This window comes from Actinomadura formosensis NBRC 14204 (assembly GCF_001552155.1).
Taxonomy (GTDB): domain Bacteria; phylum Actinomycetota; class Actinomycetes; order Streptosporangiales; family Streptosporangiaceae; genus Spirillospora; species Spirillospora formosensis.
In genome coordinates, this window is the sequence record NZ_BCQQ01000047.1 from 1 (window position 1) to 22,052 (window position 22,052).

23 protein-coding genes are annotated in these 22,052 nt (G+C 73.8%); 9 read left to right on the forward strand and 14 right to left on the reverse strand.

The window, feature by feature from the left end:
* Positions 1-1,512, reverse strand: a 1,512-nt coding sequence (locus AF1_RS14680) for a hypothetical protein (RefSeq protein ID WP_067798281.1), incomplete at its 3' end; no start/stop codon positions are given.
* A 140-nt stretch (positions 1,513-1,652) separates the two neighbouring features.
* Here AF1_RS14680 and AF1_RS14685 point away from each other — a divergent pair.
* Positions 1,653-2,657: an EamA family transporter gene (locus AF1_RS14685; protein ID WP_067798284.1), complete on the forward strand. Its 1,005-nt coding sequence runs from the start codon at positions 1,653-1,655 to the stop codon at positions 2,655-2,657.
* A gap of 38 nt (positions 2,658-2,695) precedes the next feature.
* Here the strand turns inward: AF1_RS14685 and AF1_RS14690 are convergent, their stop codons facing one another.
* Together AF1_RS14690 and AF1_RS14695 are read right to left on the reverse strand one after the other, a co-directional pair.
* Positions 2,696-3,466, reverse strand: a complete 771-nt coding sequence (locus AF1_RS14690) for an ABC transporter permease (protein WP_207394149.1) — start codon at positions 3,464-3,466, stop codon at positions 2,696-2,698.
* Positions 3,467-3,490: 24 nt separating this feature from the next.
* The gene (locus AF1_RS14695) at positions 3,491-4,438 is read right to left on the reverse strand and encodes an ATP-binding cassette domain-containing protein (protein ID WP_067798288.1); all 948 of its coding nucleotides are present in this window, start codon (positions 4,436-4,438) and stop codon (positions 3,491-3,493) included.
* Positions 4,439-4,529: 91 nt separating this feature from the next.
* On the opposite strand from AF1_RS14695, the gene AF1_RS14700 reads away from it, so the two are divergent.
* Positions 4,530-5,222, forward strand: coding sequence for a TetR/AcrR family transcriptional regulator (locus tag AF1_RS14700; RefSeq protein WP_067798291.1), 693 nt, complete (start codon positions 4,530-4,532; stop codon positions 5,220-5,222).
* A gap of 16 nt (positions 5,223-5,238) precedes the next feature.
* Here AF1_RS14700 and AF1_RS14705 read toward each other — a convergent pair whose 3' ends face one another.
* A complete protein-coding gene (locus AF1_RS14705) occupies positions 5,239-5,694 on the reverse strand; it encodes an acyl-CoA thioesterase (RefSeq protein ID WP_067798294.1) in 456 nt (151 codons plus the stop codon).
* Between the two features lie 150 nt (positions 5,695-5,844).
* Between AF1_RS14705 and AF1_RS14710 the strand changes: the two genes are divergently transcribed.
* Positions 5,845-6,231 carry a YybH family protein gene (locus AF1_RS14710; protein ID WP_067798377.1) on the forward strand — a complete coding sequence of 129 codons (387 nt, stop codon included), beginning with the start codon at positions 5,845-5,847 and terminating at the stop codon, positions 6,229-6,231.
* Here AF1_RS14710 and AF1_RS14715 read toward each other — a convergent pair.
* The gene (locus AF1_RS14715; protein ID WP_067798297.1) at positions 6,228-7,532 is read right to left on the reverse strand and encodes an RNA polymerase sigma factor; all 1,305 of its coding nucleotides are present in this window, start codon (positions 7,530-7,532) and stop codon (positions 6,228-6,230) included. The genes AF1_RS14710 and AF1_RS14715 overlap by 4 nt on opposite strands.
* Before the next feature lie 10 nt (positions 7,533-7,542).
* A complete protein-coding gene (locus AF1_RS14720; protein WP_067798300.1) occupies positions 7,543-7,962 on the reverse strand; it encodes a YciI family protein in 420 nt (139 codons plus the stop codon).
* A gap of 219 nt (positions 7,963-8,181) precedes the next feature.
* Between AF1_RS14720 and AF1_RS14725 the strand changes: the two genes are divergently transcribed.
* Entirely contained in the window at positions 8,182-9,372 is a 1,191-nt protein-coding gene (locus AF1_RS14725) for an AI-2E family transporter (RefSeq protein WP_067798303.1), read from the forward strand.
* Positions 9,373-9,418: 46 nt separating this feature from the next.
* Here AF1_RS14725 and AF1_RS14730 read toward each other — a convergent pair whose 3' ends face one another.
* The 6 genes from AF1_RS14730 to AF1_RS14755 form a co-directional block, all read right to left on the reverse strand.
* A complete protein-coding gene (locus AF1_RS14730; protein WP_067798306.1) occupies positions 9,419-10,450 on the reverse strand; it encodes an alpha/beta hydrolase in 1,032 nt (343 codons plus the stop codon).
* Positions 10,451-10,615: 165 nt separating this feature from the next.
* Complete coding sequence (locus tag AF1_RS14735) at positions 10,616-11,182, reverse strand: GNAT family N-acetyltransferase (RefSeq protein WP_067798309.1); 567 nt, start codon at positions 11,180-11,182, stop codon at positions 10,616-10,618.
* Positions 11,183-11,263: 81 nt separating this feature from the next.
* The gene (locus AF1_RS14740; RefSeq protein WP_084262899.1) at positions 11,264-12,316 is read right to left on the reverse strand and encodes a YihY/virulence factor BrkB family protein; all 1,053 of its coding nucleotides are present in this window, start codon (positions 12,314-12,316) and stop codon (positions 11,264-11,266) included.
* A 21-nt stretch (positions 12,317-12,337) separates the two neighbouring features.
* The gene (locus tag AF1_RS14745; protein ID WP_067798312.1) at positions 12,338-12,724 is read right to left on the reverse strand and encodes a DUF3618 domain-containing protein; all 387 of its coding nucleotides are present in this window, start codon (positions 12,722-12,724) and stop codon (positions 12,338-12,340) included.
* A complete protein-coding gene (locus tag AF1_RS14750; protein WP_084262900.1) occupies positions 12,721-13,209 on the reverse strand; it encodes a phage holin family protein in 489 nt (162 codons plus the stop codon). The genes AF1_RS14745 and AF1_RS14750 overlap by 4 nt, the downstream gene beginning before the upstream one ends.
* Positions 13,210-13,484: 275 nt before the next feature.
* Positions 13,485-14,375, reverse strand: a complete 891-nt coding sequence (locus AF1_RS14755) for a Vgb family protein (RefSeq protein WP_067798314.1) — start codon at positions 14,373-14,375, stop codon at positions 13,485-13,487.
* A 127-nt stretch (positions 14,376-14,502) separates the two neighbouring features.
* On the opposite strand from AF1_RS14755, the gene AF1_RS14760 reads away from it, so the two are divergent.
* The 3 genes from AF1_RS14760 (at position 14,503) to AF1_RS14770 (ending at position 18,238) form a co-directional block, all read left to right on the forward strand.
* Positions 14,503-15,108 carry a TetR/AcrR family transcriptional regulator gene (locus AF1_RS14760; protein ID WP_067798317.1) on the forward strand — a complete coding sequence of 202 codons (606 nt, stop codon included), beginning with the start codon at positions 14,503-14,505 and terminating at the stop codon, positions 15,106-15,108.
* A 179-nt stretch (positions 15,109-15,287) separates the two neighbouring features.
* Positions 15,288-15,641 (forward strand): VOC family protein, encoded by a 354-nt coding sequence (locus AF1_RS14765; RefSeq protein ID WP_067798320.1) that lies wholly within the window; start codon positions 15,288-15,290, stop codon positions 15,639-15,641.
* Positions 15,642-15,847: 206 nt separating this feature from the next.
* Positions 15,848-18,238, forward strand: a complete 2,391-nt coding sequence (locus AF1_RS14770; protein WP_067798323.1) for an ATP-binding cassette domain-containing protein — start codon at positions 15,848-15,850, stop codon at positions 18,236-18,238.
* 88 nt (positions 18,239-18,326) lie between these two features.
* On the opposite strand, the gene AF1_RS14775 is transcribed toward AF1_RS14770, so the two are convergent.
* Positions 18,327-18,989, reverse strand: a complete 663-nt coding sequence (locus AF1_RS14775) for a response regulator (protein ID WP_067798326.1) — start codon at positions 18,987-18,989, stop codon at positions 18,327-18,329.
* Positions 18,977-20,137 carry a sensor histidine kinase gene (locus AF1_RS14780; protein ID WP_242608949.1) on the reverse strand — a complete coding sequence of 387 codons (1,161 nt, stop codon included), beginning with the start codon at positions 20,135-20,137 and terminating at the stop codon, positions 18,977-18,979. Before AF1_RS14780 ends, AF1_RS14775 begins: the two co-directional genes overlap by 13 nt.
* Before the next feature lie 214 nt (positions 20,138-20,351).
* Here AF1_RS14780 and AF1_RS14785 point away from each other — a divergent pair, with 214 nt between their 5' ends.
* Both AF1_RS14785 and AF1_RS14790 read left to right on the forward strand, forming a co-directional pair.
* Complete coding sequence (locus tag AF1_RS14785) at positions 20,352-20,597, forward strand: serine hydrolase (protein WP_067798329.1); 246 nt, start codon at positions 20,352-20,354, stop codon at positions 20,595-20,597.
* Between the two features lie 126 nt (positions 20,598-20,723).
* Entirely contained in the window at positions 20,724-22,019 is a 1,296-nt protein-coding gene (locus AF1_RS14790; RefSeq protein ID WP_255218809.1) for an APC family permease, read from the forward strand.
* Positions 22,020-22,052: the final 33 nt, after the last annotated feature.

Consider the following 22,052-nt stretch of genomic DNA (forward strand, 5'->3'; position numbering starts at 1 on the left):
GGGCGCCACCGCGGGCGGCGGGCCCGGCGCGTCCTGCGCCGGCTCGGGCACCGGCGCGACCGGCTGGTCGGTGCCCGACATGGCGCGCTCGGCGGCCATGTGGGCGCGGGCGGCCTTGATGATGTCCCACGCCGACAACTCGTCGGTGGACGGCGGGGTGTGCATCGCCGGGGACGTCAGTTCCGCCGCGACCGCCTGCGGCACCGCGAACCCGCTCGCCGGCGGCGGGACCTGCGCGAGCCGGCACCACGTCAGCCCGAGGGTGTAGGTGGTGGCCAGCAGCGCGGCCAGGGCGTCGGCGTCGGCGCTGCGCAGCGCGTCGGACAGCCGCCCGTCGCGCGGCCACAGCGACCGCAGCGGATTGGCCGGGTCCGACAGGACGGCCTGCAGGGTGCGGGTGCTGTCGGGGTCCAGCCAGCGCTGCAGCGCCGGCAGCGCGCCCGGCGCGGCCTGCAGGTCGGCGGCCAGCACCGCGATCCCGGCGCGGCGGACCTCGTCGTGGCTGCGGCCGGGCGCGGCCGGGCGCGGCCCGGTCAGCCCCGCGACGATCTCCTGCAGGTCGTACAGGGCCAGGCGCAGGTACTCGCCGGGCGCGGTGTCGCGGACCATCGGGATGGCGTACTCGGCGGGGCAGCGGCGCCGCCATTCCTGCAGAACGGCGTCGGGCCCGTACCGGACGGTGGCCATGTCCTGGTTGACCATCCGCAGCGACGCGGCGGTGACGGCGGCCAGGGCGTCGGCGCCGGGCCGGAACCGGGGGTCGGCCTGCAGCCCGGCGGCCACCTCGTACATGACGCGGGCGATGTGGGCGGCGCCGCCGCCGTCGCCGGCGCCGAGCCGGTGGATGTAGTAGCCGGCCAGGGTGGCGAAGTCGGGCGGCATCATCCAGTGCAGCCGGTCGGCGGAGGTGGTCAGGAACGGGATGAACGACTCGATCAGCGGGTGCTCGGTCAGCACGACCGGGGACCCGGCGCACCACAGCAGCGCGCCCCACGCGGCGGCGACGGTGCTGGGCGTGCCGGGCTGGAACATCGGGTCGCGCTGGGCGAACTGCTGCGGGTCGACCGCCAGCGCGGTGGTGAGGGCCTGGGAGATGCGCGCCACGACGGCGGTGTCGGGGACGGGCCCGAGGAACCCCAGCGGCGCCACCCGCCCCGCCGACAGGTCGGGGCCGGTGGGGAACAGCTGCGGCGGGACCGGCGGGGTCCCGGCGCCGCGCGGCGCGGGGACCGCGACGCGGCGGTCCTCGAACTCGGCCGGGGGCGGGCAGGGGTGCCAGGCGCCGTCCAGGCCGCACCGGTACCAGCGTCCCCAGGCGCCGTAGAGCCACCATTCGCCGGCGCCCCACAACATCCGCGCGGCGACCTGGGCCGCGCGGTCGGCGGGCGGCGCGGCCCGCCACCACGGTGAGGCCACCAGCTCGCGCACGTTGCCCTCGACCGAGGCGAACAGGTCGCCGCTCGGACCGCCTCCGGTTCCGCCGGGCCCCGCCCCGGCCGCCTGCCAGCTCATCCGGCGAATAGTAGTCGCCCGGTGCGGCCCCGCGGCATCGCGGGAGTCACGGGCCGGTATCCTCCCCTCGGCCCGTAAGGACTGTTGTGGCAGGATGCTCATTAGCCGCCGCGAGGGCGGGCGCGTGACGGGGGTGGTGGATGGACGGCGCGGCGCGCACCCGCGGCCTCGGCCTCGGACTGGCGGTGTTCTCCTCGGTCTGCTTCGGCGCGTCCGGGCCGTTCGGCAAGGCCCTCATCGAGGCCGGGCTCGGCCCGCTGCAGGCGGTGTGGCTGCGGATCGCGGTCGCGGCGCTGGTGCTGGCGCCGCTGGTGGCGGCCCTGCGGGGACGCGCGGTGCTGCGCGGCCTGCGCCCCCACGCGCGCGCCCTGGTCGTCTACGGGCTGACCGGCGTCGCCGGCTGCCAGGCGTGCTACTTCGTCGCCGCGTCCAGGCTGCCGGTCGGCGTGGCGATCCTGCTGGAGTTCAGCGGCCCGGTCATCGTGCTGGGATGGCTGCGGCTGGTGCGCCGCGTCCCCGTGCACCGCACGGCCGCCGCCGGCGTCGCGATCGCCGTGACCGGGCTGGCGCTGGTCGTGCAGGTGTGGGCGGGCCTGGCGCTGGACCCGCTCGGCCTGGCCGCCGGGCTCGGCGCCGCCGCCTGCCAGGCCAGCTACTTCCTCATCGTCGACCGGCTCGCCGGGCAGGTCGACCCCCTGGTCATCACCGGTTCCGGCTGTGTGGTCGGCGCCGCCGTCCTGGTCCCGCTCGCCGCGCCGTGGACGCTGCCGTGGGGCGTGCTGCCCGCGCACGTCCCGCTCGCCGGGCACACCGCCCCCGGCTGGGTGCTCGTCGCCTGGATCGGGATCGTCAGCACCGTCCTCGCCTACCTCACCGGCGTCGCGGGCCTGCAGCGGCTGTCTGCGCAGGTCGGCGGCGCGATCTGCTACACCGAGGCCGTCGCCGCCGCCCTCATCGCCTGGGCCGTGCTCGGCGAGCGCCTCACCCCGGTGCAGCTGACCGGCGGCGCGATCGTGCTGGCCGGCGCCTACATCGCCCAGCGCGCCGCCACCGCCCGCCCGGACGTCCCGCCCGCCCCGCCGCCCTCCGGGTCGCCGGACCGCCGCCTGGGCGCCGACCCGGGAGCCGTGCCCCTGCCCTCGTGACGCCCCTGCGAAATCCGCCGTCGTGACGGCCGCCGGGGTCAGGCGTTCTCGCGGCGGAAGCAGCGGGCGCCCAGCGTCACCGACACCACCAGCAGCACCACCGCGACCAGCGTCCCCTCGGCGACCGCGGCGGTCGCGTAGTCGCCGAGGAACGCCGCCCGCGCCGCGTCCACCACGTACCGGAACGGCGTGAACCGCGACACCACGTCCAGCCAGCCCGGCGCCAGGCTCATCGGCAGCAAGATCCCCGACAGCAGCATCAGCGGCAGCGTCACCGCCGACAGCAGCGGCGCGAACGCGTCCTCGGTGCGGGTCCGCAGCGCCAGCACATAGGACAGGGACGCGACGCTCACCGCGAGCGACACCACGAACAGCAACCCGACGGCGATGCCGCCGGCCGGGGCGCGCAGCCCCAGCGCCAGCCCCGCCCCCACCAGCAGCACCCCCTGCAACGCCACCACCACGGTGTCGCGCAGGACGCGGCCCAGCAGCAGCGCGGTGCGGCTGGCCGGGGTGACGCGCAGCCGCTCCACCACCCCCGACCGCAGATCGGCGATCAGCCCGAACCCGGCGAACCCGGCGCCGAACAGCGCGAGCTGGATCAGCACCCCGGGCACGAACACCTGCCAGGCGCCGCCCGCGCCGAATCCGCGGACCTGCACCAGGTCCGACAGCAGCGGGCCGAACAGCACCAGATACAGCAGCGGCTGCAGCGCCCCGAACACCACCGCGACCTTGCTGCGCAGCGTCTGCCGCAGGTACCGCAGGAAGATCAGCCGGGTGTCGGACATCGTGCGCGTGAAAGACATCTGCATTCCTCGTGTACTCCTGGTTCAGGCGGCGTCGCGCAGGGAGCGGCCGGTGACGGTGCGGAAGACGTCGTCGAGGGTGGGACGCGACAGGCTCAGTGACGCCAGCTCCACCCCGGCGCCGTCCAGGGCCCGGATCAGACTCATCAGGGCCTTCTCGCCGTCCTCGACGGTGAGGCGCACGCCGCGCCCGGTGACCGTGGCCTCGCGGACGGCCGGGTGCGGCGACAGGGCCCGGCGGGCCGGTTCGGCGCCGGACGCGTCCGCCAGTTCCAGGGTGAGGACGTCACCGGCGACCCGGCGTTTCAGCTCGGCGGGGGTGCCCTCGGCGACGATCCGGCCCCCGTCGATGATCAGCAGCCGGTCGCACAGCGCGTCGGCCTCGTCCAGGTAGTGGGTGGTGAGGAACACCGCCGTGCCGTCCTGCTCGCGCAGGGCGCGGATGTGGTCCCACAGGTCGCCGCGGCTCTGCGGGTCCAGGCCGGTGGTCGGCTCGTCCAGGAACAGCAGCGGCGGGCGGTGCACCAGCCCGAGCGCGATGTCCAGGCGGCGGCGCTGCCCGCCCGACAGCGACCCCGCCGGGCGCGCCTCCAGCCCCCGCAGGTTCAGGCGGGCGCACAGCGCGGCGATCCGCTCACCGCGGCCGGGGACGCCGTAGAGGCGGGCCTGCAGGTCCAGTTCCTCCCCGGCCGGGACGGCCGGGTCGGTGCCGCCGCCCTGCGCGACGTAACCGATGCGGCGGCGCACGCCCGCCGGGTCGCCGCGCAGGTCGCACCCCGCGACGGCCGCGGTTCCCGCGGTCGGCGCCAGCAGCGTCGTCAGCATCCGCAGCGTCGTGGTCTTCCCGGCGCCGTTGGGGCCGAGGAACCCGACGATCTCGCCGGGCGCGACCGCCAGGTCCACGCCGCGGACGGCCTCGACCGTGCCGTGCCCGGTGGTGAAGGTGCGGGCGAGCCCGCGTGCGTCGATCACATGACCTCCTCAAGACGACCCCGACACAGTAACCCCAATTTTGCAGTCACACCAAGTTTTCAGTTACTCCAGTGAAGGTATATTTTCCGGTATGGGAGAGGAGCTCGCCCCCGCCGGGCCGCAGCCGGGGCTGCGCGAACGCAAGAAGCGCGAGACGCGGCGGCGCATCAGCGACATCGCCACCGGGCTGTTCCTGACGCGCGGCTTCGACAACGTCACCATCGCCGACGTCGCCCGCACCGCCGACGTGTCGGTCAACACCGTCTTCAACTACTTCAAGACGAAGGAGGACCTGTTCTTCGACCGGCAGGACGAGATCATCGAGCAGGCCTCACGCGAGTTCCGCGGCCGCCGCCCCGGCGAGGGCGCCGCCGCGCTGTTTCGCCGCCGCTTCTTCGAGGGCCTGGACGCGGGCGCCTACTGGACCGCCTTCCACGAGGGCTCGGAGGCGTGGACGCAGACCGTCCGCGACAGCCCCGCCCTCACCGCCCGCCAGCGCGAGATCGGCCGCCGCGCCCAGGACCACCTCGCCGACCTCATCGCCGAGGACACCGGCGCCGGCCCCGACGACATCGCCCCCCGCACCGCCGCCGCGATGATCTTCGCCGTGCAGACCGTGCTCATCGAGCAGATCGCCGACCGCAAACGCGCCGGGGAGACCCTGCAGGAGATGCGCGAGGACGTCTACGCCGCCGCCGCCCGCGCCTTCGACCTCCTCGAACACGGCCTCGGCGACTACGCCGCCCGCCCCGCCACCGGAAACCGAACGGCCACCGGAAACTGAATGCCGGCCGCCGCGGCTAGGCGTTCCCGGCCGCGAGTCCGGCCGGGGCGGCCGCGCCGCCCGCCCCGTCCAGGTGGGCCTCCAGCACCGACCTGACCCGCGTCGGCATCTCCTTCTTGGCCTTGGACGCCGGGTCGATGAACACGTGCCGCACCTCCCCGTCGGCGATGAGCCGCCCCTCCACCCGGAACACCGGCCGCACGATCAGGCTCGTCGTCCCCAGATGCGCCACCGGCATCGCGATGTCCAGCAGCTCGTCGAACCGGGCGCCCTCCCGGTAACGGATCCGCGCCTCCGCCACCACCAGGTCGCAGCCGTTCTCCACCATCCGCGCATAGTCGCCGAACAGCGCCCGCCACATCTCCGTCAGCGCCACGTCGTAAAAGAACAGGTAGTGGCCGTTGAAGACCACGCCCTGCTGGTCGCACTCGCTGTAGCGCACCCGCAGCCGATGCGTGAAGAGCTCGCTCATACCCGGCATCCTGCCTCATCCCGGCAGACCCGCCCTTCACCACATGGCATAAGCGCTGCTTCTGGCTCGCAGAACATCCATCTCTTGGACTTCTGGACGGGCTGTGACCAGGATGGACGGTGAAACCGGCAGACACCCATGGAGGAAGCCATGACCCACTACGCCAAGGCCATGCGGCCCGAGGACCTCACACGGCTGTTCGTCGAACGCTCCAACGCCGGCGACGCGGCCGGCGTCGCCGCGCTCTACGAGGAGAACGCGGTGCTGGCCTACCCGCCCGGCTCCCAGACCGTGGGCCGCGACGCCATCCGCGCACTGTGGGAGAAGGTGCTGGCCGCCCGTCCCCGCTTCGAGCCGGAGGAACCGCTGCCGACCCTGATCAGCGGCGACCTCGCCCTCACCTCCACCCCGCCCGCCGACGGGACCGGGGCCCGCGCGCAGGTCGCCCGCCGCCAGCCCGACGGCAGCTGGCTCCGCGTCCTCGACCAGCCCGAATTCACCCCGCCGCCCGGCGCCACCCCTCCCGCGGGCGCCTAGGACACCGGCGGCCCCGCGGGCCAGGGGAGGGCGGCGAGCTTGCGTTCCAGGACCGTCCGCTCGCGGTCGTTGCCGCACAGCCGCAGGGCGCGCTCCAGTTCGGTGCGCGCCTCGGCGGCGCGTCCCAGGCGGGTGAGCAGTTCCCCCCGCACGGCCGGCAGCAGATGCGAGTTCGGCAGCGCCCCGGCCGCCGCCAACCCCTCCACGATCGGCAGCGCCGCGGCCGGCCCCTGCGCCATCGAGACCGCCACCGCCCGGTTCAGCTCGATCACCGCGGAGGGCGCGAGCCGGCCGAGCGCCTCGTACAGCAGGACGATGCGCTCCCAGTCGGTGGCGTCGGCCGACGCGGCGACGGCGTGGCATTCGGCGATCGCCGCCTGCAGCCCGTAGGCGCCCAGGCCCCGCCCGGCCCGCTCCGCGCGGGCCAGCGCGGCGCGCCCCCGGCCGATCGCGGCCCGGTCCCAGCGGCCGCGGTCCTGCCGCTCCAGCAGCACCGGCTCGCCGTCCGGCCCGATCCGGGCGGGGAACCGCGCCGCCGTCAGCTCCAGCAGCGCCAGCAGGCCGTGGACCTCCGGCTCGTCCGGCACCAGCCGCGCCAGCACCCGCGCCAGGCGCTGCGCCTCGCCCGCCAGGTCCAACCGGATCAGCTCGCGGCCCGAGCCGGCCGAGGACCCCTCAGTGAAGATCAGGTAGATCACGTTGAGGACCGAGCCGAGCCGCCGGGCCCGCTCCCCGGGCGGCGGCACCCCGAACGGCACCCGGGCCGCGCCGAGCGTCTTTTTCGCCCGGGTGATGCGGGCCTGCACGGTGGCGGTCGAGGCCAGGAACATCCGGGCGATCTCATCGCTGGTCAGGCCGCCGACCACCCGCAGCGTCAACGCCACCCTCGCCTCCCGCGACAGCACCGGGTGGCAGGAGATGAACATCAGCGCCAGCACATCGTCGTCGATCCGGTCCGGATCCCACAGCAGCCCGTCCCCGGGCGGGCCTGCGGGCGCGGCCCCCGAGGCGATGCCGCCCTCGCCCAGGTCGCGGGCGAGGGCGGCGTACCTGCCGTCGCGGGCCGCGCGCCGCCGGAACGCATCGATCGCGCGGCGCCGCCCGACCGTCAGCAGCCACCCCGCCGGGCTGCGCGGCACACCCTCGCGCGGCCAGGTCACCAGCGCCTCGGCCAGCGCCTCCTGCGCCAGGTCCTCGGCCAACGCGAAATCGCCGGTGTAGCGGGCGAGCGCGCCGACGATCCGCGCGGACTCGATCCGCCACACGGCGGCGACGGCCTCCCGGCCCGCCGGATCGGTCATCGCCCCTTGCTCACAGCTGCCCGGTGGCCTCGCGCCACTCCCGCTCCTTCTTGATCCACTCGTTGTCCTGCGGGAACTCGTCGATCGTGGTGACCCGCCGGATCTCGATCTTGAAGCCCCAGCCGGTGACCGGCGACCGCCTGGCCCACTCGACGGCCTCCTCCTTCGAGGCCACGTTCAGGATGTAGAACCCGCCGAACAGCTCCTTGGTCTCACCGTAGGGGCCGTCGGTGACCACGGGCGGCTCGGAGGAGAAGTCGACGACCACGCCCTCGGCGGGGTCGGCCAGCCCCTCGGCGGCCAGCAGCACCCCCGCCCGGATCATCTCCGTGTTGAACCTGCCCATGGTCTCCAGCATCTTGGTGAAGTCGATGTCCGCCATCCCCGCGAGCGCCTCGTCGGTGGCGCGCATGATCAGCATGTACTTCACGATCGGTCTCCCTGCGATCTCCGGGTCCCTGTTCCCGGACCCTCTCATCCCTAGGTCGAACGGGCGTCGCCGCGGATCGACACGGCCCCGGATTTTTTTCCGCGAACCCCCGCGGCCTCGGCGGGCCGGACGCGGGCGGCTGAAAATCCCGGCAAAAGTTCGGGCGGGAATGGGGCACGATGACCGGAATAGGGGGTGGGGCGCGGTTAGCGTGCGGAGATGCCGCAGACGCCCGGCGAGACCTCCGCCTACGCGCCCGCAGACGTCCCACCCGACGCCCCCGCCGCGCACCCCGCCGCCCCCGCACCGCGCCACATGCCGCCGTGGCTGCCGAGGGCGTTCGTGCTCGCCGGCGGTGTCGTGCTGGCGTTCATGGCGGGACTGTGGCTGCTGGGACGGCTGCGAGGCCTGCTGATACTCCTGCTCACCTCGCTGTTCCTGGCGTTCGCGATCGAACCGGCGGTGAACTGGCTGGCCCGGCACGGGTGGCGGCGCGGCCCGGCGACCATGCTGATGTTCATCGTCGTCGCGATACTGGGCGCCGGGTTCCTCGGCGGCATCGGGTCGCTGCTGGCCACCCAGGCCAGCCACCTCATCGACGGGTTCCCCGGATACGTCCGCGAGTCCATCCGCTGGATCAACGGCACGTTCGGGACGCACCTGTCGCAGGACACCCTGTTCCAGCGGCTCCCCACCGTCACCGGCACCCTGTCGCGGCACCTGTCGTCGCTCGCGCAGAACGTCTGGGGGATCGGCGCCACCGCGTTCGGTGTCGTGTTCAAGGCCCTCGGCGTCCTGCTGTTCACCTTCTACCTGTCGGCCGAGGGGCCGCGGTTCCGCCGGACGGTCTGCTCCCTGCTCCCGCCCCGCCGCCAGCACGAGGTGCTGCGCGCCTGGGAGATCGCCGTCGACAAGACCGGCGGCTACATCTACTCGCGCGGGCTGCTGGCCCTCATCTCCGCCGTCGCCCACTACATCGCCATGGCCCTCCTCGGAGTGCCGTACGCGGCGATCCTGGCACTGTGGGTCGGGGTGGTGTCGCAGTTCATCCCCGCCGTCGGCACCTACCTGGCGGGCGCCGTCCCGCTGCTGATCGCGCTGACGGTCTCTCCGACGACCGTGCTGTGGCTGTTCTTGATCATCGTCGCCTACCAGCAGCTGGAGAACTACCTGCTGCACCCCCGCATCACCGCCCGGACCCTGGACATGCACCCCGCGGTCGCGTTCGGGCTCGTCCTCGCCGGAGCCGCCGTCGCCGGCCCCATCGGGGTGCTGCTCGCGGTGCCGCTCGGCGCCAGCCTGCAGGCGTTCAGCGGCGCCTACCTCCGCCGCTACGACGTGGAGGACCACCCGCTGACGGTGCCCGACCCGCCCGGCGCACGCTGGTGGCGGTGGCTGCGCCGCTCCTGACCCCGCACCGCGCGTCCCGTCCGCCGCGCGTCAGGCCCCGTGCGCGTCAGACCCTCCGCGCGTCGATCGACTTCATCAGCGCCGGCCAGATGAAGGCCGCCTCACGGGTCCACGCGGGCCAGTTGTGCCGGCCGTCGCCGTAGAAGTGCGCCGTGTAGGGGATCTTCAGCCCGTCCAGCCGCCTCTGGAAGTCCTTGTTGCTCGCGCCGGCCGCGGCCTCGCCCAGCAGGCCGGCGTCCCACGGCGGCACGTCCGGGTCGCCCGGGCCCGGACGGCCCGTCGTCCCGGTCGAGAAGAAGATCCGGGTGCCGCGGAGCCCGGGCGCCAGCGCATACGGGTCGTGCGCCGCCCAGTTGGCGTCGTCGACCCCCGGGATGCCCCAGATGGCGAACGGGTCCTGCCCGATGCCGGCGTTGATGAACATCAGCATCGCCGGTATCCCGACCGAGCGCATCGACAGGACGCCGCTCAGCGACGCCACGTGCTTGAACATCCCCTGATGCCGGGCCGCGTACGCCATGGCGCCCGCGCCGCCGGAGGAGATCCCGAGCGCCGCGCGCCGCGCGCCCGCGCCGTAGTTGCGCTCCACCAGCTGGCGCACCTCGGCGGTGTGGAAGGTCTCCCACCGGGGTGTCCCGCCCTTGCCGTAGTTGTACCAGTCGGTGTAGGAGCCGTTTTCGCCCTCCGGCATGACGACCAGGACGTTGTACCTGGCCGCCCACGCCTCGATGTCGGTCTTCCCCGTCCAGGCGGTGTAGTTGTCCCGCCCCCCGTGGAAGGCGTACAGGACCGGCCACCTCCCCGCCGCGCCCCGCCTCCAGTTCGCCGGCAGCAGCAGGCGGGTCTTCACCGACTTGCCGAGCGCCGGGGAGGCGATCGTGATGTCGACCGTGCGGGGGCCGACCTTCTTCTCCGCGGTGATGCGCGCACCGTCGTCGGCCCGGACCGGGCCCGCCGCCTGCGCCGATCCGGTGCCCGCCGCACCGAGCCCGGCGACGAGGACGACACCGACGGAGCCGGCCGCCAGCGAACGCCGCCGGTGCGTCCGGTGCGATCGAGGGCGGATGGGGGGTGTCATCTGCTCACCTCGCGGATCAGGCCCGGCCACCGTGGCCGCGCGACTCCGGGAGAGTGTCCCCGTCCCCAGCCGAAACGATCTACGGGAGCGGGTGACAAGAAACGCCCGCGGGGCTGTGGAGATGTGAGTGCTCGCCGCAGCGGGTCATCCGGGCGGTGATACCGCTCAGGAGCCGGTGCGGGCGTCCCACTCGTGGCGCAGCATCGCGTAGATGACCTCGTCGGTCCACTCGCTCTTGACCATCTCGTTCTGCAGCAGGTGCGCCTCGCGGCGCATCCCGAGCCGCTCCAGCACCCGCGCGGACGCGGCGTTACGGCCGTCCAGGCGTCCGCAGACACGGTGCAGATCCAGGCCCTCGAACCCCAGCCGCAGCACGACCTCGGCGGCCTCGGTGGCGAATCCCTTGCCGTGGTAGGCGGGGTTGAAGACGTAGCCGATCTCGCCCTGCCGGTGCTCCCGGCTACGCCACTGCAGGTTGACCTCGCCGATCAGGTCGCCGGTCTCGCGCCGCACCACCGCCAGGACCAGCCAGTCGCCCTCCCTCTCCACGATGGAGGCGCTCATCTTCTGCTTCAGGAACGACCGCGACTCCTCCAGCGTTCGCGGCTCCCAGTACAGGAACCGCGCGACCTCCGGGAGGGACTGGTAGGCGTACAGACCCTCCAGGTCGCCCTCGTGGAACGGCCGCAGGGTGAGCCGCTCGGTCTCGATCGGGTAAGCGGGACGGAGCATGCCTGTGATCCTATTCCCGATCTTCGGTCCCCTGCGACCCGCGAACGCACACCCGTGAGACCCCCGCCCGGGGGGCCGGTCTCAGGACGGGCCCCCCGCCCCGCGGCGCGTTTCCGGCGCGGCCCCCCGCTCCGGCGCCGCCGAGGTATCGGAGTCCTTGTCCTGATCCTTGTCCTGGTCCTTGTCCAGGCCGACCTCGCGGCGCTCCTCCTCGTCGAACCCGCGGGTGTCGCGGAACTCGACGTAGGGTTCCTTGTCGGGAGGCGTGCCGGCGGCGATGGCGCGGCTGCGCTCCAGTTCGGCGTTCAGCTCCGCGCCCAGCAAGATCGCGATGTTGGTGATCCACAGCCACACCAGGAAGATGATCACCGCGGCGAGGCTGCCGTAGGTCTTGTTGTAGGAGGAGAAGTTCGCCACGTACAGGGCGAACAGGGACGACGCCGCCAGCCACAGCAGGATCGCCAGGACCGCGCCGGGGACGACCTGGCGCATCCCGCCCTTGACGTTGGGCGCCGACCAGTACAGCAGCATGAACAGGAACGCGACCACGATCAGCAGCACCGGCCATTTGACGATGTTCCAGACGGTCACCGCCTGCGAGCCGACACCGAGGACGTCGCCGACCTTGCGGGCCAGCGGCCCGGTCACCACCACCGCGATCACCGACGCCGACAGCAGCACCAGCGTGACCAGCGTGACGCTCACCCGGACCGGAACCGTCTTCCAGATCGGGCGCCCCTCCGGGATGTCGTAGACGATGTTGGAGGCGCGCATGAAGGCGCCGACGTAGCCGGACGCGGACCACACCGCGCCCAGAAGGCTCACCACGGCGATGACGCCGGCGCCGCCGGTGCCGCCCTGCAACTGCCGCACCGAGCTGACCAGCAGGTCGCGGACGGCGCCGGGCGCCAGCGTCCCGATGTTCTTGATCAGCTCGTCGGTGGTGGACTGGCCGGCCAGGCCGACCAGCGACACCACCACCAGGATCGCCGGGAAGATCGACAGCACCGAATAGTAGGTGAGCGCGGCCGCCCAGGCGGTGAGCTCGTCGGACTTGAACTCGGCGACGGTGCGTTTCAGCGCCCCTCGCCACGATGTCGCCGGTGCGTCGGCGATGACGCCAGGGGTGCGCATGATCGTCCTCTCCGTGCCCCGTCAGCGTTTTGTGCGGTGTACCTTGACGGCGCGTTTGCGTCCGGTGCGGACGCGGACCTGCACCGGCCCGATCCGCGTGGTGGACGGGCGGCGCCGCCGGCGCATCCACACCGCCGCCGCCGTGACGGCGCCGGCGGAGACGACCACCAGGCCGCCCTGCCGCATCCGGGCCATGTTCTCCCGCGACCCGGCGGACTGCCAGGCCGACGCCGCCGCGTCGCGCGCCCTGCTCCTGGCCTGCTCGGCCTTCTCCCGGGCCAGCGCCTTCACATCGGCCTTGGCGGCCAGTTGCTCGACGGTCTCGCCGAGCTCGTGGCGCGCCCGGTCGACCTCCTGGCGCAGTTCCTCGGTGCCGGCCTCGGCGCCGTGCTTGCCCTGCATGGTCATCGGTGCGTCGCCCTCTCCTTCAGCTCGGCCACGGCCTGCCTCGCCTCGTCCATGGCCTTCTCCGGCTTGGCCGGTGTGGCGCGCCTGGTCTGCGAGCGGCCCATCATGGCCAGCACCCCGGCGACCACCATCAGGAACGCGCCGATGATGAGCGCGGCGGCCCACACCGGCAGCGCCACCGCGATCGCGGCGATCGCCGCGGCCAGCAGCGCCCCCACCCCGTACAGCGCCACCAGCGCGGCGCCGCCGAACATCCCGGCGCCGGTGCCGGCGTGGCGGCCCTTGTCCTTCAGCTCCGCCACCGCCAGCCGCAGCTCGGCGCGCATCAGCTCCGACACCTGCTGGGCGGCCTGCCGGACCAGCTCCCCCGTGCCCGCCTCCGGTCGTTCGCGGTGGAACTCCGGCGCACGCGCCTGCTCCTGCCGGATCACGTCCATGCTCTCGGCCTCGGTTTCGCCGTCATGCGTCGGCCGCACGATGCTCATAGCCCTCAGCCCCCTCCGCGTGTCGTTTCGAAGCCTCCAGGAGGCGTTCCCCCTCGGGAGCGGCTAAACGTGGCCGCATCCCGACAAAGGGTGAACATGCGCGCCGGATCGGGCCGGGCCGTGCGGGGGCGAGGTCGTGGTCGCCCGGCTGGAGCCGGAGCCCCTCGATGCGCCGGGTCCGGGGGTACTTGCCGAGCATGCCGGCCGTTCTCGATGAGCGCCGCCGATCACGTCGACCGGTTTTCCGGTCCTTTCGCGGGCGGGGACGCGGCGGGTCAGCTGACGGTGACGCGGGCGAGGGCGCCCGACTCCAGCGCCACCCACAGCGCGCCGTCCGGGCCGGTCGCGATGCCGTGCGGTTCACAGCCGGGCCTCGGCAGCGGATGCTCGAAGACGCGGCCGTCGAGGGTGACGCGGCCGACGTGGGCGGTGCCCCATTCGGTGAACCACAGGTCCTCACCGGGGCCGGCGACGATGGCGTGCGGGCGCGCGTCCCGGTCGGGCAGCGGGAACTCGGTGACCTTCCCGTCGGTGGTGATCTGCCCGATGTGGCCCGCGCCGATCCCGGCGAACCACAGCGCGCCGTCGGGCCCGGCGGTGATGCCCACCGGCGCCGAGCCCTCGGTGGGCAGCGCGTGGACGACGACGTCGCCGTCCGAGGCGATGCGGCCGACGGCGTTGCCCTGGTTGAGGGTGAACCACAGCGCCTCGTCCGGCCCGGCTGTGATCATCGACGGCATCGTGCCCGCGCCGGGCAGCGGGAACTCGCCGACCCGGCCGTCGGGGGTGATGCGGCCGATGCGGCCGGCGTGCATCTGGGTGAACCACAGCGCGCCGTCGGGCCCGGCCGCGATCCCGCACGGGCCGCAGCCGCCGGGCAGGGGGAACGCGGTGATCTCACCGCCGGTGGTGATCCGGCCGATCGCGTGGTCCTGGAACGCGGTGAACCACAGCGCGCCGTCCGGGCCCGGCGTGATGATCAGCGGGCCGCCGGGGACGGGACCGTAAAGGGTGAGGTCGCCGTCGGTGGTGAGCCGGCCGATGCGGCCGGCGTGCACGAGCGTGAACCACAGCGCGCCGTCCGGTCCGGCGGTGATGCCGTACGGGCCCGCGTCCGGGCCGGAGACCGCGTACTCCCTGATCGTGGCGTGCGAACCCTGCGGCATTGATCGTCCCCCCTCGTCCCTCAAGCTGTTTCCGCCCGGCGGCGAGGTTAACGCAACCGATGTTGCGTTACGATCGGTGCGTGGGAAGTGACCGGCCGAGATCCGGGCGGCACCGGGGGACCGGCGCGTGACGGGCACCGCGCCCGGGACCGTCCGTCCCGGCGGACGGTCGGCGAGGGTACGCGACGCCGTCCGGGAGGCCACGCTCGCCGAACTGTCCGAGCACGGCTACCGGGGCCTCACCGTGGACAACGTCGCGGCCCGCTCCGGCGTGCACAAGACCACCGTCTACCGGCGGTGGGGCAACGCCGACGGGCTCATCGCCGACGCCCTCGACCGCGCCGCCGCCGAACCGTGGCCCGTTCCCGACACCGGCACGCTCGCCGGTGACCTGCGGGTGCTCGCCCGGCTCGTCCTGACCGGCTTCACCGACCCCCGGCAGGGGCCCGTCGCCCGCGCGTTCGTGCTGGCCGCCATGCAGAGCGACGCCGCCGCCCGCGCCCTGCGCGCCTTCTACGCGCGCCGGTACGAGCAGGCCGCGGTCATCGTGCGGCGCGCGGCCGGGCGCGGCGAGATCCCCGCCGGGACGGACGCCGCCGAACTCGTCCGCGCCGCCGTCGCGCCGCTGTTCCACCGGCTGTTCATCACCGGCGAACCCGCCGGCGGGGCCGACGCGGACCGCGCGGCCGACGCCGCCTGCGCCGCCGCCCGCATCGGCGCCTTCGTCATCTGAGCCCGGGGACGGCCGGCAGGCCGTTGCACGCGGCGAAACAGGTGGCCGGACCGGTCAGGAATCGAGAAGCGCCGCCCGCCGGACCGTGGATAGCGTGATCGTCAACGACGCTTCCCGGTCGTCTGCGAACGCCGCAAGACGCACCAGCGTTGCTATGACCCACGACTTCAGGAGTGACCATGACCGGCTCTTCCACCCAGGGAATCAAGACCGTGCTGCACCCCGTGTCCGACCTGGCGGCGGCCAAGGCGGTGTACACCGCACTGCTCGGCATGCCGCCGCAGCACGACGCGTCCTACTACGTCGGCTTCGACGCCGAGGGCCAGCACATCGGGCTGGTGCCGCGCGGCGGACCGCAGGACACGGCCTCACCGGTGGCCTACTGGCATGTGACGGACATCGAGGCGAAGCTGGCCGAGGTGACCGCCGCGGGCGCCACCGTGAAGGAGCCCGCGCACGACGTCGGCGGCGGCCGCCTGGTGGCCACCGTCACCGACCCCGACGGCAACGTCCTCGGGCTGCTCCAGAACTGATGAGCGCCGGCCCCCGCTCCCGCGCCCGGCACCGGCTTCGACCCGCGTGGGCCGGCCACGCCGTACCGCCGGTTCCGTATCTCCCCGCGCCGCGTTCAGGCCTGGCGCGAGGTGAACGAGCTGCCCGGCCGCGAGCTGATGCGCGACGGCCGCCGGCCGGCCTGACGCCTCAGCCGGGCGCGCGCCGCATGATAGATGGAGACACCATGAGCATGACCACGAGGACGGACCCGCAGCCGCCCGCGCTGCACGCCGCCGACAGCCACGATCTGATCCGCGTGCACGGCGCGCGCGAGAACAACCTCAAAGACGTCGACATCGAGATCCCGAAACGCCGGCTGACGGTGTTCACCGGCGTCTCCGGCTCGGGCAAGAGCTCGCTGGTGTTCAACACGATCGCCGCCGAGTCGCAGCGGCTGATCAACGAGACCTACAGCACCTTCGTGCAGGGCTTCATGCCGACGCTGGCGCGGCCCGAGGTCGACGTGCTCGAAGGGCTGACGACCGCGATCATCGTCGACCAGCAGCGGATGGGCGCCGACCCCCGCTCCACGGTCGGCACCGCCACCGACGCCAACGCGATGCTGCGCATTCTCTTCAGCCGGCTCGGGAAACCGTACATCGGCTCACCCCAGGCGTTCTCCTTCAACGTCGCCTCGATCAGCGGGGCGGGCGCGGTCACCTCCGAGCGCGCCGGACGGACCGTGCAGGAGCGCCGCAGCTTCACCGTCACCGGCGGCATGTGCCCGCGCTGCGAGGGCCGGGGCTCGGTCAACGACATCGACCTGACCCAGCTGTACGACGACGGCAAATCCCTCAACGAGGGCGCTCTCACGATCCCCGGCTACAGCGTGGACGGCTGGTACGGCCGCATCTTCCGCGGCTGCGGCTTCTTCGACGCCGACAAGCCGATCCGCAAGTTCACCGGGAAAGAGCTGGACGACCTGCTCTACAAGGAGCCGACCAAGATCAAGGTCGAGGGCATCAACCTGACCTACGAGGGCCTGATCCCCAAGCTCCGCAAGTCGATGCTGTCCAAGGACGTCGACTCGCTGCAGCCGCATGTCCGCGCCTTCGTGGAGCGGGCGGTCACCTTCGCCACCTGCCCCGAGTGCGGCGGCACCCGGCTCAGCGAGACGGCCCGGTCGTCGAAGATCGGGGGGATCAACATCGCCGAGGCCTGCGCGATGCAGATCAGCGACCTGGCCGAATGGGTGAAAGGGCTGGACGAGCCGTCAGTCGGGCCGCTGCTCGGTGCGCTGCACGACACCCTGGAGTCGTTCGTGGAGATCGGGCTGGGCTACCTCTCGCTCGACCGGCCGTCGGGCACGCTGTCGGGCGGCGAGGCGCAGCGCACCAAGATGATCCGCCACCTCGGCTCCTCGCTCACCGACGTCACCTACGTCTTCGACGAGCCGACGATCGGGATGCACCCCCATGACATCCAGCGGATGAACGGCCTGCTGCTGCGCCTGCGCGACAAGGGCAACACCGTGCTGGTCGTGGAGCACAAGCCGGAGACGATCGCGATCGCCGACCACGTCGTGGACCTCGGTCCCGGCGCCGGCACGGCGGGCGGCACCGTCTGCTTCGAGGGCACCGTCGAGGGGCTGCGGGCCGGCGGCACCATCACCGGCCGCCATCTGGACGACCGGGCCGCCCTCAAGGACACGGTGCGCGCGCCCACCGGCACGCTGGAGATCCGCGGCGCCACGACGCACAACCTCCAGAACGTCGACGTCGACATTCCGCTCGGCGTGCTGGCCGTGGTGACGGGCGTGGCCGGGTCGGGCAAGAGCTCGCTGATCCACGGCTCGGTCTCGGGACGCGACGGGGTGGTGTCGGTCGACCAGACCCCGATCCGCGGCTCGCGGCGGAGCAACCCGGCGACCTACACCGGACTGCTCGACCCGATCCGCAAGGCGTTCGCGAAGGCCAACGGCGTGAAGCCGGCCCTGTTCAGCGCCAACTCCGAAGGCGCCTGCCCCGCCTGCAACGGCGCCGGCGTCATCTACACCGACCTGGCGATGATGGCCGGTGTCGCCACCACCTGCGAGGAGTGCGACGGCAAGCGGTTCCAGGCAGCGGTGCTGGACCACCGCCTCGGCGGCCGCGACATCAGCGAAGTGCTCGCGATGCCGGTGGCCGAGGCCGAGGAGTTCTTCGGCGCCGGCGAGGCGCGCACGCCGGCCGCGCACCGCATCCTCGGCCGGCTCGCCGACGTCGGGCTCGGCTACCTGTCCCTCGGCCAGCCGCTCACCACCCTGTCCGGCGGCGAGCGGCAGCGGCTCAAGCTGGCCACCCACATGGGCGGCAAGGGCGGCGTCTACGTCCTGGACGAGCCGACCACCGGCCTGCACCTCGCCGATGTCGAACAGCTGCTCGGCCTGCTGGACCGGCTCGTCGACTCCGGCAAGTCGGTCATCGTCATCGAGCACCACCAGGCGGTCATGGCGCACGCCGACTGGATCATCGACCTCGGCCCCGGCGCCGGCCACGACGGCGGCCGGATCGTCTTCGAGGGCACCCCCGCCGACCTCGTCGCCGCCCGCTCCACCCTCACCGGCGAACACCTCGCGGCCTACGTCGGCACCTGACCGGGGCGGGCGACCGGGAGTTCGAGGCCCGCGACGACGTCGGGCACGGCCGGACCCGCCGGCCGGCCCGGCACGCTGGGGTCGGACGTCAGGCGAGGCCGGCGTCGTGGGCCAGCAGCGCGATCTGGGTGCGGTTGTCCAGGCCGAGCTTGGACAGGACGCTGGAGACGTGCGCCTTGACCGTCGCCACGCTCATGAACAGCTCCGCCGCGATCTCGGCGTTGGAACGTCCCCGCGCGATCTGGAGGACGACCTCGTTCTCGCGGGCGCTCAGCCCGGCGAGCGCGGCGCGGGCCCGCTGGTAGGCGCCGGCCCGGGTGACGGCACGGTCCATGAGCCGGCGGGTGACCCGCGGCGACAGGATGGGGTCCCCGGCCGCGACCTGCCGCACCGCCTGGACGATCTGCGCCGGCGGGGTGTCCTTCAGCAGGAACCCGCCGGCGCCCGCGCGCAGCGCGTGCAGGATGTCCTCATCGGAGTCGAACGTCGTCAGCACGATGACCTCGGGCGGGTTCGCCCGGGCCCGGAGCCTGCGGGTGGCGGTGACACCGTCCACGCGCGGCATCCGCAGATCCATCAGGACGACGTCGGGTGCGTGCGCGTCCGCCGCCGCGGGCACCTCGTCGCCGTCGGCCGCCTCACCCGCCACCGTGATGCCGCCCGCCCCGTCCAGCATCATCGACAGCCCCGCGCGGACGAGCGCGTCGTCGTCCACGATCAGGACGCGCAGGGGACGGGTCACGCCGGCCATGGTAGCCAGGCGCGCAGCCGGAACTCGCCCGCGGCGGCCTGATGGTCGAGCCGGCCGCCCGCCAGCCGGACCCGCTCGGTCAACCCGACCAGGCCCGTCCCGCTGCCCGGCGGGGCAGCGGCCCCGCCCTCCGGAGGCAGCGGGTTGCGGACGTCGATGACCAGGCCGTCCCCGGGCCGTCCCGCCAGCACCACCCGGACGGCGCATCCCGCCGCGTGCTTGCGCGCGTTCGTCAGCGCCTCCTGCACGACCCGGTACGCGGTCCGCCCGGCGGCCGGGGGGAGGGCCGCCGCGTCGGCCACCTCGTCGCGCAACTCCACCCGCCCGCCCGCGTCGCGGGCCTCCGCCAGCAGCCGGGGCAGGTCGGCCAGCACGGGCTGCGGCCGATCGTCCTCATCGGTGTCGCCGGCACGCAGCAGCAAGATCACCTCGCGGAGCTCGTCCAGGGCCTGGTGCACCCCGGCGCGGACCACCCCGGCGGCCTCGGCCAGCTTCTCCGGCGGGGCGTCGGGCCGGTACTCCAGCGCGCCCGCGTAGGTGGCCAGCAGCGACAGCCGGTGCGCCAGCACGTCGTGCATCTCCCGCGCGATCCGGGTCCGTTCGGCCATCCGCGCCTCGGCGACCCGGCGGCCCTGCTCGGCCTCGGCGCGGCGGGCGCGTTCGCGCAGCGACGCCAGCAGCGCGCGCCGCGCCCGCGCCAGCGCCCCCCAGCTGATCAGCGCCCCGTAGCCGACCACGATCAGCAGCAGCCACCAGCCGAACGAGATCCCGCCATTCGGCCGCCACAGCCCCTGCACGACGTGCGCTCCGATCCCCGCCGCCCCGGCCGCCGCCGCGACCGGGAACGGGCGGCGCTGCGCGACCTGCAGCACGCCCATGCTGGACACCGGGGTGGCCGCCGGGGACAGCGCCGCCAGCGCGCTCAGCGCGAACGCCGCCGGGACCGGACGCCACAGCAGCAGCGGCGACAGCAGCCAGCCCGCCGTCCCCACCACGAGGTCGAGCGTGAGCGGGCCGCCGGCGTTCGACCGGCCCCACACCGTCAGCGCGGTCAGGGCACCCGACACGGCGAACACGGCCGCGGCGCCGGAGAGCCTGCGGCGGTGCCGCGCATCGGTGCCCACCAGGCCGAACGTCGTCTCGTTCACCGGCCAAAGGCTAGCCGTGGGTGCGGCGGCACCGGCACCGACCAAAGTCGATGCCGGCTCCGCCCCCGGTCGGTCCCACCGTCGCCGCCACCGGCACGACCCCGACGGCCCGGCGCGGCTCGCGCCGGCGGGCGCGCTCATTCCCGGTCTCGGGCGCTCGGCGCGATGAATTCCGCCGCCCGGGCGGGTCTCACCCCGGGAAAGGGAGGTGACGATGAACGATCCGGGCCTGTCGGCGGCGCGGCTTCGGCACATGGGGGAGGTGCTGGCCGGGCATGTGGACCGCGGTGACGTCCCCGGCCGCTTCGGCTGGTCGGGCGGCACCGGGACGTCCGTCTACACCGACCCGTCCGAGGGGCTGATCGGTGTCCTGCTCACCCAGCGTCACTTGACGTCCCCGACCCCGCCGTCCGTCCTCCGCGACTTCTGGACCTGCGCCTATGCGGCCATCACCGGCTAACACCATGACGGTGGCCAGAGGGGGTGGCCGTCCGCACAGGCACCGGGGCGGCTCGGCTCGACGGCGCCGTGCTTAGTGCGGTACATCAATCGCGTTTGATGGAATAGCCGTCGAGGAGGTGGGCTGGTGCCCGGACCGGAGCCGTCGCCCGGCGGTGACCGCCTCGCGCGCCGCCTGGGCACCGGGGACGCGGTGATGATCGGGCTCGGGTCGATGATCGGGGCGGGGGTGTTCGCCGCGTTCGGCCCCGCCGCCCGTGCCGCCGGCACCGGCCTGCTGATCGGCCTGGTGATCGCCGCAGTGATCGCATACTGCAACGCGGCCGCGTCCGCGCAATTGGCGGCGGTGCATCCGACGTCCGGAGGCACCTACATCTACGGCCGCGAGCGCCTGGGCCACTGGTGGGGGTTCACGGCCGGATGGGGTTTCGTGGTGGGCAAGACCGCCTCGTGCGCTGCCATGGCCCTCACCTTCGCCGTCTACGCGGTGCCCGGCCCCTGGTGGGCCCAGCGCGCCGCCGCCGTCGCGGCCGTGCTGGGGCTGGCCGCGCTCAACTACCACGGCGTCACCAAGACCGCCCTGCTCACCCGCGTGCTCGTCGCCACCAGCCTGACCGCCCTGGCCGTCGTCGTCGCGGGCATCACGGCGGGCGGGCACGCCGGCGCGGCGCACCTGGACGGCTGGCGGGCCGGCGGCGCCTACGGCGTCCTGCAGTCCGCGGGCCTGCTGTTCTTCGCGTTCGCCGGCTACGCCCGCATCGCCACCATGGGGGAGGAGGTCCGCGATCCGCGCCGCACCATTCCCCGCGCGATCCCGATCGCCCTGTTCATCACCGTGGCCGTCTACCTGACGGTCGGGGTCGCGGCGCTGCTGGCCGCGGGACCGGACCGGCTCGCCGCCTCGACCGCGCCGCTGACCACCGCGGTCGAGGCGGCGGGCGCCGGCGCCCTGGCCCCGGTGGTGCGGGTGGGTGCGGCGCTCGCGGCACTGGGCGCGCTGCTGGCGCTGATCGCCGGCATCGGGCGCACGACCCTGGCCATGGCCCGCCACCGCGACCTGCCCGGCGCGCTCGCCGCCGTCCATCCCCGCCACCGGGTGCCGCACCGCGCCGAGATCGTGCTGGCGATCGTCGTCAGCGCCCTGGTCGCCACCGTCGACCTGCGCGGCGTGATCGGCTTCTCCTCGTTCGGCGTGCTGGTCTACTACGCCATCGCCAACGCCTCCGCGTTCACCCAGCCCGCGCCCGACCGCCGCTGGCCGCGCGGGCTCAACCTGCTCGGCCTCGCCGGCTGCCTGACCCTGGTCGCCGCCCTGCCCTGGCAATCCGTACTCGCCGGCACGGTCATGTTCGCCATAGGGCTGACCGGCCGGTACCTCGTCCTGCGGCGCCGCGTACCGCCCGCCGCATCGGCTGCACGGTGAAACCCGGCTGGCCGGACGAATGGTGCGGCTCGT